The organism is Alcanivorax sp. HI0007, from assembly GCF_001635525.1.
Lineage (GTDB): Bacteria > Pseudomonadota > Gammaproteobacteria > Pseudomonadales > Alcanivoracaceae > Alcanivorax.
Window position 1 is genome coordinate 22518 of sequence record NZ_LWEJ01000274.1, and the last position, 9123, is coordinate 31640.

Below are 9123 nucleotides of genomic sequence, written 5' to 3' on the forward strand. Positions count from 1 at the left end.
TCACGGTTTATGGACAAGGAAGACGGCTTTTTTGTTATTGGAAATCAGAACCCATCCAGTAGCCCGGCCAGCAGATCGGTAACCGGAGATAACAAATCCAGCAAGGGGGCCAGGGGACTGAGGAGACGCTCATCCAGTTGCTCAGTCACTTCCCGCACCACGATCAGCAGTCCGGAAGACAAGGCATCGCCGGGCAAGGTGGTGTATTCCTCGGCACCGGGAATCTGGTTGAGCCAGAGCACATCATTGACCAGGTTTTCCAGGGTTTGCTGCACCGTGCCCACCAGTTGCTCACCGGTGGCGCTGGTATCCAGCAGCACCAGCTGCTCCAGGGTATTGGCCAGTCCCAGGGATACCGTGGACAGCACCGAGGTCAGACCGGCAAACACCGGCACCTCTGCCGGCACCTGTTCTTCGATGCCGTCGAGGATGTTATTCAGGTTGCGGGACAGCGCCACCAACGGGCCGGCGATAAAGGCGATGTCTTCCACCGTGCTGCCATCACCCGCGTCGCTGCCATCGCCGCCAAAACCGTCTGCCAGGGCATCAAAGGCACTGCCCAGCTGATCAAAGGGTGCCGGCAAACTGCGGGTATCGATGGCCTGCAATTGCTCCGCCGCCGCCAGCACCGCCTGCACGGACTGGCTCATCTCGCTGCTGTCGCCTTCCAGGATGGCAGCCGTGGCCGCGTCCATCGCATTGAAGAGAATGTCGGTGCCGGCAATCATCTGATCAAAGACCTGACGCTGCTCTTCGGGCAAGTCTGCTCCCACCTGTGTGAAGCCGGAAACCAGGGTTTCACGGAGTTCTTTCAGTGGCCCGGTAAAGTCCGCATCAAAGCCATCCGGCAAGGGCAGCGGCAAGGCGCCTTCCCCCAGTGGCAAGCCGGAGAAGTCATTACCCGGAGCAATACCCGCCATGGGCTGTTTGTCATAGCAATGGGTATAGGCCGGCGTCAGTTCGCCATCGCTGATCACACCGAGGCCCTCCGCCTCTGGATCCACCACGTAGGCATCCAGGCAGAGCCTGGCCGGCGCCAGCGAGACCGGATCGGCTTCGGTAGCCTTCATCCAGAAGAAGCCATAGACATCGCCCTGCTGGAAGCGGGCCACATTGCGCTCCGGGTCATCAATGGAGCGAGTCTTGCCCGCCGCACCACTGACCACGAATTCGGTACGACCACACTCCGGTACCGCTTCAAGCACCTGCAGGTCATGGTCGTGGCCGGCAAAGAAAAAGTCGGTCTGATCACAGACCGCTTCTTCCATAAAGGCTTTCCACCGCTCGCCGGCCAGCACTGGCAGGATCTCACTGGGCACACCATCGTAGTTACCGGCATTACCGTGAGTGCCGTTGGACAGGTAGGGGTGGTGGGCCATGGCGATCTTGAAGACCGCATTGGAGCCGGCCAGCGTATTGACCACCCAGTTACGCTGATCAACGCCGTAGGTGTGGTAGGCATAGGCGATATCCGGATCGCCAAAGCCGCCGGCAATCGGATTGGAATCCAGTGCGACAAAATCCACCAGCGGGCGCGGGTTGGTGTGGGTGGTGCCGGCACTGTGCAGGAAGTAACGATCCGGCATGTTCCAGCGGTTGGACAGTTTTCCGTCGAAGTAGGTGTAATCCACCTGGAATTCGCCACGGGCATTACCGGCGCCATCACCGCCCACATAGGCCGTGTTGTCGTGGTTGCCAAGCACCATGTAGAAAGGCAGTTGCACCGGCTCGAAAGGCTTTTCGAATTTTTCCGCGAACTGGGGATCATCCACGCTGGTGACACCGGATTCATAGATATTGTCACCCAGACCGACGACAAGATCACAACCCGGGAACGCCATATCACCCACGAACTCGTCTTTTTCCTCGCAGACGCTGGCGATGGCTTTACCCACCGCATACTGACCGGCGGAGCCACTGCCGGAATCGCCGATCACGATAAACCGCACGGCTGCCGGCGGGTTGCTGGCCACCGGATTGTCGCCCCCGTCATCATCGCTGCCTCCGTCACCGGGCTGGGACGGATTGTTTGGGGTTTCCGTATTCCCCCCCGAGCCATCGTTATTGGCGGGGTTGGAACCGGAAGATCCCCCGCCGCCGCAGGCGGTCAGCGTCAGTGCCGCCACCAGGGGCAGCAATTTCCAGGGAAAAGTCATGACATCACCTCATTGGAACTCGGTACAGGGGGGTGGAAAAACGCGGTGCGCAGCGCACGGGGACGCGAGGGCGGCAGGTCTTCGACAATGCGACTATCGCCGCTTTTCACCGCTACCACCTTGGTTTTGCCGGTATCAATCTGGCCGCGCAGGTCGAAGGATTCGATGCTCTGCGCGTAATAGAACTCGCCCTGGGTTCGCTGGCGATCCACATCCACCAGAATGAAACCGCGGGACTTGGCTTCCACATAACGGATATGCGGGTTGACCACCGGAATCAGTGCGCCGGCCACTTCCGCGGCACCATCCGGGAAGCCCGGGCTGGTCACCGCCGGGGTGACCAGTTCTGCCGCCAACGGCTTGTCGAAGAGATCCCCGAGCAGCGAGCCCGGATTGCGGTAGATTTCACTGGCCCAGGAGGTATGAATATCCCCGGTGAGAATCACCACATTGTCGATGTTGTTGTCGTCGATGTGGTTGAGAATTTTCAGCCGGTCTGCCGCATAACCATCCCATTGATCCATATTGATGGCAGACAGATTGCCGCGCAGTTGGGCACTACGCTCATCCAGGGTCGGCAGCTCGGCAATATTGAGCTGGGCAAACATGACCTGCTGACCGATGAAGCGCCACTGGCTGGTGGAGGCACTCAGGCTGTCGAGCAGAAAGTCCATCTGCTCGGTACTGATCAGATGGCGATCTTCACTGTTGCGGGCCGGGTCAGCGGGGATCGTCAGCTGCTCGTCACGGCCTTCCAACCGCGTATCGAGCATGGTCAGATCCAGCAGATCACCGAACTGGAAGCGGCGATAGATCACACTGTTATTCCCCGGCTCGCGGGGGCGAATGGGCAGCCATTCAAAATAGGCCTGCTGGGCGATCTGCTTGCGGCTCTCCCAGTCGCCTTCGGTGAGCGGCTGGTGATTCTCGGCGCCGTCGCGGTAACTGTCGTTGGTAGATTCGTGATCGTCCCAGACAGCAATCATGGGGAATTGCTGATGCACCGCTTGCAGATCCTGGTCGGTCTTGTATTGGGCATGGCGCTGGCGGTAATCGCTCAGGGACACCATTTCATGGGGCGGCTGGGGATCCCGCTCCGGGAAGTTGCCGTATTCACCGGCACCGTACTCGTAAATGTAATCCCCCAGGTGCAGAACAAAATCCAGATCCGCCTGATTGGCCACCGCCCGGTAGACGGAGAAGAAACCATTGGGGTAATTGGAACAGGACACCACCGCGAAACGGGCACGGTCCGCAAAGCGATCGGCGGCCGGGAAAGTCCGGGTACGCCCCACCGGGGAGACCTGCTCGCCCACCGAGAATTGATAGTAGTACCAGCGGTCCGCCTGCAGGCCGGTCGCATCCACCTTCACACAATAATCCGCTGCCGCTGAAGCGGTGACCCCATAGGAGGCAACGGTCTGCTGCATGGCCGGGTCACTGGCAACAGTGACGGTCACAGCCACATCCTCACCGTTGCCCAGGTCCGGGGTGACCCGGGTCCACAGAATCACCCGGTCAGCAAGCGGGTCTCCGGAGGCCACACCATGCAAAAAGGAGACGCCGGGCAAGGCATCAGGCTGATCCGGTACGTCCGGCTGATTGGGTGTGGGCGTATTGACCGGTGCCGGTGATGAGCTGCTGCCCCCGCCACAGCCCGCCAGTGCCAGGGTGCTGCCTGCCCCCAGCGCCTGCACCAGACGACGTCGTTTGCGATCCATGGAATTCCCCCTGATTGAAACGTCAGCGCTTCACGCGATAACGACTCAAGATTAGGCAGGAAATTGCATCGCAACAGTGGGCCTTGGGTAGTTGCACTGTAGTGCTATGTAGCCCCCTGTAACTGCCCAGTTAAAGGTGACAGGGGCATGACCGGGCATTGAAGCGCTGATGATTTTTGCGGCTTCAGAGGACCGCAAAGGCGCCGGGTAAGTGCTGACGCAGCGTAAGCAGGTTCTCTTCCTGCACCGCCATGGGACCAAAACAATTGGCCATGGTGCCGGCATAGCGCAATCCGTCTTTCTGGATCGCTTCAGCGGTAAGCAGGGCATGATTGATGCAGCCCAGCTTCATGCCCACCACCTGGATCACCGGCAGCTCCAGTTCGGCAGCAAGGCCGGACAGCATTTCCCGATCATTGAGCGGCACCCGCCAACCTCCCGCACCTTCGATCAGGATCAGGTCCGCCTTGTGGGCACTCAGGGCACCACGTACATAGCCGGCCAGGCGCGCCAGGGAAATCGTTTTACCTTCCTGCCGGGCGGCAATGTGCGGCGCCACCGGCGCCTTCAATGCCACCGGGTTAACCAGCTCATAGGGCAATGTCACCGAGCTGGCCGCCATCAGCTGCAGGGCGTCATCATTGCGCCAGCCCTCCGCCGTTTCCTCACAACCCGCCGCCACCGGCTTGAGCCCATAGCAGCTCAACCCGGCCTCACGGGCCCGCTCCAGGAGACGACAACTTACCCAGGTCTTGCCGACTTCGGTGTCGGTACCGGTGACGAAGAAGATGCCCTTGAGGGCAGGAAGGGGTGGCTTCTGATTTTCCATAGCTATCCTTGGATTGAACTTATCGCTTTGATCACCCTGCGGTCGATTCCGTGCTTCGCACGGTTCGTCCCTCAAGAGGAACTCCTGCAAGCGGCCTCGTAGACACTTCTGCCCCCCCGCGAACGTCCGGGCCTTTCTTAATCCAATCAGCGCAGCTCAAAGCTTTTCCGCTTCCAGAAACAGCACATTCCACGTCAACGGCAAGCCCTGACCGGTCCTTTTGGTTTCATACTCGGCCACCATGGCTTGCCAGGCATGCTTGCCGGTCAGGCCGCTGGCGCCACTTACATGGTCGGCGCCGGTGGCCTTGAGGCGGCGGGCAATCTGTTTGACCGATTCGTAATATTCCACCATCACCTGTTGCTGAATTTGCACGTCAGCAAACCCGACCCGCAGTGAGGCTTCTTGCCAGTCGCCCAACGTTGGCAAGGCATTCACATGGGGGCGATGATTCACCGCTTGCCAGCTCTGGCTCAATTCCCGCAGGGAGCCCGCCAACGGCACCGCCAGCAACAACCGCCCGCCCGGTGCCAGCACCCGGTGCACTTCCGCCATCACCCGGGTCGGGTCACACCATTGCAAGGCAAAACAGGAAAAGACCAGCCCCTGGGATCCACTCTCCACGGGCAGCGATTCTGCATCGGCGCACAGTGGCCGGTATTGGTCGTTGAGTCGGCCCCGTTCAGCGGCCTCATTCAGCATATCGGAAGACAGATCCACCGCCTGCCACAATACGCCTGGCAGGGCCTGTTGCTGGGCGCGGGCAAACGGTGCGGTGGCGCAGCCCAGATCCAGTGCAGCCGGTATCACCAGCTGCGCAGGCAAGCGCTGCACCAGGGAGCGCCCTACCGCCAGCTGCAACGCGGCATGGGCATCATAGCTGCGCGCGGCGCGACTGAAGTGCTGGCTGACCGCCGTCTTGAGAGGTCTGTCCACGGCAGCCTCAGTGGACCAGTTGATGGTCGCGATAGAAGTCATAGACCGCCCGGGTAAAGGTATCGGGAGCGGACAGGAAAGGCACATGGGCCACCTGCTCGATCAGTGCGGTGCGACCGTTCTGGATCAGGGGTTCCACCGCTGCCATGGCCGCCGCCGGTACGATATGGTCGTGCTCGCCAAACACCATCAGCACCGGCATGGGTAACGCTGACAGGGTGTCACGCAGATCCGTATCGCGGAGGATATCAAGCCCGCCGCGCAACGCCCTGGGGGCAGGCAAACCACAAAAATAGAGAATTTCCTTCAAGCGCGCCGTGTCTTCACGCATGGCCACGCTGCCCTTGCAGTTGAGGGCCAGGAAGCGCACCAGGGTGCCTTCGTGGTCTTCATCGAACAGCTCGGCAAACTTGGCCAGGATGTCCGCCTTCATGGCCGGCTCCCAGCCCGCTGCCGCGGTAAAGCGCGGCGAGGTGGCCACGGTGACCACGGACTGCACCCGCTGCGGCGCCTTCTCGGCCATGGCCAGTGCCACCAGCCCCCCCAGGGACCAGCCCAGCAGATGGGCCTGTTCCGGCATGATGGCCAACACCTGGTCGGCGAGGAAGTCCAGGGTGTAATCATCATTGGGCAGCGGGCTTTGCCCCATGCCCGGCAGATCCACCACGGTGACCCGGAACCGCTCCAGCAATGCCGGCACAATGTCGTCAAAGACAATGGCATGCAGACCCCAACCATGGATCAGCACCACGTCCTGGGCATCCGCATCCGCGACGCCATTGGCTTTGTAGGTGTTATGGAAAGGGATCAGCTTGGGCATTCGAGTTCCTTTGGTCAGACGTCTGACGTCGGAGGCCTGACGACAAAAACAAACAACATAATCCGGCTATCGTGGTTAGCGTCCGACGTCAGACGTCCGACATCCGACCTTTTCCAGCGCCGCCAGCAACGCATCCACGTCGCTTTCTTCATGGGCCGCCGACAGGGTGACCCGCAACCGGGCTTGCCCGTCCGGCACTGTGGGCGGGCGAATGGCGGTGATCAGAAAGCCCTGCTCGCGCAGTTGCTGGCTGAGGGCCATGGCCTGCTGATCAGCGCCGATCAGCAAGGGCTGGATCGGGGTAGCCGAGTCCATCAGGGTGAAACCCAATTGCGCGGCTCCGGCCCGAAAACGCTGAATCAACACAACCAGTTTTTCGCGACGCCAATGCTCTTCACGGGCCTTGGACAGGCTCACCAGGGTGGCTGACGCCACCGCTGCCGGCATGGCGGTGGTATAGATATAGGTGCGCGCGAATTGTATCAGGGTCTCGATCAATGCATGGCTGCCAGCCACAAAGGCACCGGCGGTACCCAGCCCCTTGCCGAGCGTGCCCATCAATACCGGCACCCGCTCATTGACGCCCTGTGCAACGACACTGCCACGCCCCTGGTCATCCAGTACGCCCAGACCATGGGCATCGTCCACCATCAACCAGGCATCATTGTCTTCGCAGGCAGCGGCATAGTCAGACAACGGCGCCACGTCGCCATCCATGCTGAACACACCGTCAGTGACCACCAGCTTGCGGCGCGCATTACTGCGCTGCAGCTGACCCCGCAGGGCGGATGCATCGTTGTGGGCAAAACGGCGAAACCGGGCGCCACTGAGCAACCCGCCATCCAGCAGGGAGGCATGGTTCAGGCGATCATGAAAAACCGCATCGCCCTTGCCCAGCAAGGCGGTCATCACCCCCAGATTGGCCATGTAACCGTTGGAAAACAGCAACGCGCTTTCGCGACCGACATGATCGGCCAGCGCCTCTTCCAGCTGTTGGTGGGGGCGCTGGTGGCCGCAGACCAGGTGGGAGGCACCACTGCCCACGCCCCAGTCTGCCACGGCCCCCTGAAAGGCGTTGATCACCGCCGGATCATTGGCCAGCCCCAGGTAGTCGTTGCTGCAAAAATTCAGATAGCGGCGTCCTTCGACCACCGCATAACGGCCACAGGGACCGTCCTGAATCACGGGTTCGCGGTAACGGTGCTGCTCACGGCGGGCCGCCAGGTCGGCAGCCAGATCGAAAGCCATGGCTCAATGTTCGGTGGCAGCGGGACGGCCGGTGTCCTTGTCCAGCACATGTTTGGCCGGTCGTTTGCCGCCCTCGCTCTGCGCCATGGCGTTATAGAACAGCCCGGCGTCTTCTGCCTGTTGCTCGGCCACCTGGGCCTTGATCACCTCTTCGTGGGCCTCGTCGGAGGCTTCATGGCGGAGGTCCAGAGGGTGAATGCCCAGCCTGTTGAACAGCTGCTTGTCGTGGCTGGCTTCCGGGTTGTCCGTGGTCAACAACCGCTCGCCGTAGAAGATGGAATTGGCACCGGCCAGGAAACACAGGGCCTGGGCCTCATCATTCATCTCCTGGCGACCGGCGGACAGGCGCACATAGGATTCCGGCATCAGAATACGGGCCACCGCCACGGTGCGGACAAACTCGAACGGGTCCAGATCATCCACATCCGCCAGCGGTGTCCCTTCGATCTTCACCAGCATATTGATGGGCACGGATTCCGGATGGTGCGGCAGATTGGCAAGCTGCTGCAGCAGACCGACCCGGTCATCACGCTGCTCGCCCATGCCAACGATACCGCCACAGCACACTTTCATGCCCGCATCGCGCACGTTGGCCAGGGTTGAGAGACGGTCGTTATAGGTGCGGGTTGTAATGACCTGGCCATAGTATTCCGGCGAGGTGTCCAGGTTGTGGTTGTAGTAATCGAGGCCGGCATCCGCCAACGCTTCCGCCTGTCCCGGATCCAGCATGCCCAGGGTCATGCAGGTTTCCAGCCCCAGGGATTTCACCTGCCGTACCATATCCAGCACATAGGGCATGTCCTTGTCGCGGGGGCTACGCCAGGCGGCGCCCATACAGAAACGCGAGGCGCCCTTGTCACGGGCGGCCCGGGCTTCTTCCACTACCCGCGCCACTTCCAGCAGCTTTTCCTTTTCCAGCTCGGTGTTGTAGTGGCCGGACTGGGAGCAGTATTTGCAGTCCTCCGGGCAGGCCCCGGTCTTGATCGACAGCAGCGTACTCACCTGCACCGCATTGGGATCGAAATGGGCCCGATGCACGCTGGCTGCCTGAAACAGCAAATCGTTGAATGGCAGGGCAAACAGGGCGTCGATCTCACTGCGTTTCCAGTCATGGCGTACAGCAACGTCAGAAGCTGACGATTGGGCGGGGCTGGCGGTTGCGGGCATGCTTCTTCTCCATTCGGGAATCCAAGCAGGCTAGGGAGCAACATGGCATCTGTCAACTTGATAGAGGCAACAAAAGTTTACTGCAGTATGATTTTTAACCAATCATGCCAGTGCCTGCTCTGCGGGCAGACACAGCGCTCCCCGGTTTGTCCGCTGTGCCTGGCAATGCTGGCCCGTCTGGATGGCCCGCTGTGCCGATGCGGCCTGCCCCACCCCGCCGGTGATCCCGGCAACCCCCTCCCTGCT

7 protein-coding genes are annotated in these 9123 nt (G+C 61.0%); all 7 read right to left on the reverse strand.

Annotated features, from left to right (window positions below; genetic code table 11):
• Positions 1–44: 44 nt before the first annotated feature.
• The 7 genes from A3714_RS16680 to bioB all read right to left on the reverse strand — a co-directional run bounded on the left by A3714_RS16680 (position 45) and on the right by bioB (position 8877).
• Positions 45–2156 carry a metallophosphoesterase gene (locus A3714_RS16680; protein WP_063509945.1) on the reverse strand — a complete coding sequence of 704 codons (2112 nt, stop codon included), beginning with the start codon at positions 2154–2156 and terminating at the stop codon, positions 45–47.
• Positions 2153–3877, reverse strand: coding sequence for an alkaline phosphatase (locus tag A3714_RS16685; protein ID WP_063509944.1), 1725 nt, complete (start codon positions 3875–3877; stop codon positions 2153–2155). Before A3714_RS16685 ends, A3714_RS16680 begins: the two co-directional genes overlap by 4 nt.
• A 184-nt stretch (positions 3878–4061) precedes the next feature.
• Positions 4062–4706, reverse strand: a complete 645-nt coding sequence (gene bioD, locus A3714_RS16690) for a dethiobiotin synthase (RefSeq protein WP_063509943.1) — start codon at positions 4704–4706, stop codon at positions 4062–4064.
• 156 nt (positions 4707–4862) lie between these two features.
• The gene (bioC, locus tag A3714_RS16695; protein WP_063509942.1) at positions 4863–5684 is read right to left on the reverse strand and encodes a malonyl-ACP O-methyltransferase BioC; all 822 of its coding nucleotides are present in this window, start codon (positions 5682–5684) and stop codon (positions 4863–4865) included.
• Positions 5650–6462 (reverse strand): pimeloyl-ACP methyl ester esterase BioH, encoded by an 813-nt coding sequence (gene bioH / locus A3714_RS16700; RefSeq protein ID WP_082844809.1) that lies wholly within the window; start codon positions 6460–6462, stop codon positions 5650–5652. Before bioH ends, bioC begins: the two co-directional genes overlap by 35 nt.
• A 75-nt stretch (positions 6463–6537) precedes the next feature.
• The gene (gene bioF / locus A3714_RS16705) at positions 6538–7710 is read right to left on the reverse strand and encodes an 8-amino-7-oxononanoate synthase (RefSeq protein WP_063509941.1); all 1173 of its coding nucleotides are present in this window, start codon (positions 7708–7710) and stop codon (positions 6538–6540) included.
• Between the two features lie 3 nt (positions 7711–7713).
• Entirely contained in the window at positions 7714–8877 is a 1164-nt protein-coding gene (bioB, locus tag A3714_RS16710; RefSeq protein ID WP_062815722.1) for a biotin synthase BioB, read from the reverse strand.
• Positions 8878–9123: the final 246 nt, after the last annotated feature.